Origin of the sequence: Saliphagus sp. LR7 (assembly GCF_003344565.1) — an archaeon.
Lineage (GTDB): Archaea > Halobacteriota > Halobacteria > Halobacteriales > Natrialbaceae > Saliphagus > Saliphagus infecundisoli.
Genome location: NZ_QPND01000071.1, coordinates 1 through 1,378, shown reverse-complemented (window position 1 = coordinate 1,378; position 1,378 = coordinate 1). Strand labels below are relative to the sequence as shown.

Below are 1,378 nucleotides of genomic sequence, written 5' to 3'. Positions count from 1 at the left end.
TCAGTCGATCACACGAGTGACCGCACGAATGCATCGAGAACATGCTGAACCGGTCTGATCCGTGCTCGGATAGTGTCGGAGGAGTGGCGAAGACGGTGATCAGCACTGGATAGTCGCTGTCGGCGGCGGATCGCCGCCGACGCGACAGTGTTTCCACTCACGACTGCCGCCCCAATTCAGGGACAGCTACCGGAAGAACCGGTCGTCGAGTGGTTGATTCGCTGGAACAGACCTGCGAACGCCAAACGCTGTCCAGACAGCGCGTAGCACCATCTCACAGAACTCCGTGAACGGCCAGTCCCAGAGGCGGCGCCCCCCACGGCGGGGCGCCGCCACGTACTTCCAGTGGAGATAGCGCCAGACGTTCTGGAGCAACAGACTCACGACGAACAGCAAGAGCCGAAGCCCAGCGTCCCGAGAACTGGTCAGAGCGAGGCTCTGCTTGGCTAATCGGTAGCTCGATTCGATGCCGAAGCGCTTGCTGTAGTGTTCTCGGGCTTCTCGTGGGGTGTCGATGAACGGCGCGTCAGCGGCGTAGCCGTGACGCGCCACCCCGTGTTCGTCGTAGCGACCTCGCTGGTAGACGCAGTCAATGAAGACGGGGAACGTCACCCGCCCGGCGAGTTCGTGCTCGATCACGCGGCTCCAGCCGCTGGTGAGTTCGCTTTTGATCGTCTCACCCCACTTGACGATCGGTATGATGAAGGCGTAGTTGTGCGCGTACAGCAATTCGAGGCAGCCGCTGTTGTAGAAGCCGCGATCGAGGTAGACGGCCTTGACGCGCAGGTCAAGGCCGTCGAGAAGCGCCAGGAACTCTCCGAGGACCTCGCTGGTGGTCTCGCCAGCGACCAGCTGGCGGACCGCCAGCGTATACCGCTTGTTGCGTACCCGCGCGTAGAGCGTAACGTAGGCGTGAAACGCCGTGGTTCCTCGTTTCGCCTGCGAGAAGTACAGCGCCTCCGTCTCGTCCTCGTCACCGTAATAAGGATCGAGGTGGAGGTCGGCGACGACCTCCACCGGTCGATCGGGAAGCGTCTCGAGGGCATCCCGTTGAAGGAGCGTGTTCCCGACCGCCTCAACAGCGTCCAAATCGAACTGATCGGTGAGATGGTCACGGACGGTGTTGGCGTGGGGCGACTCGTCGGTCGTCTCGCAGACGTGATTGATCGAGGTCCCGCCGGCGCTGGCGCCGGCGAGGACCTCGTATAACTCATCAGCGGAGACCTCTACGTTCTCACCAAGATCAATCGGGAGCTCGTCTCCAAGGCTGTTGACGACAAAATTAAGCAGGTGCTCTTCCTCTACCTCGTTGTCTGCTTGGGTTTGTTGCACGCACTCTCCAAGCAGACACTTACTCTAACCCGATGTGATCGACTGA

Annotated in this window: 1 protein-coding gene; it reads right to left on the bottom strand. The window is 61.0% G+C overall.

The features are described from left to right. Nucleotides 1–186 precede the first annotated feature (186 nt). Nucleotides 187–1,332 (bottom strand): ISH3 family transposase, encoded by a 1,146-nt coding sequence (locus tag DVH23_RS23195; RefSeq protein WP_114579694.1) that lies wholly within the window; start codon nucleotides 1,330–1,332, stop codon nucleotides 187–189. Nucleotides 1,333–1,378 lie beyond the last annotated feature (46 nt).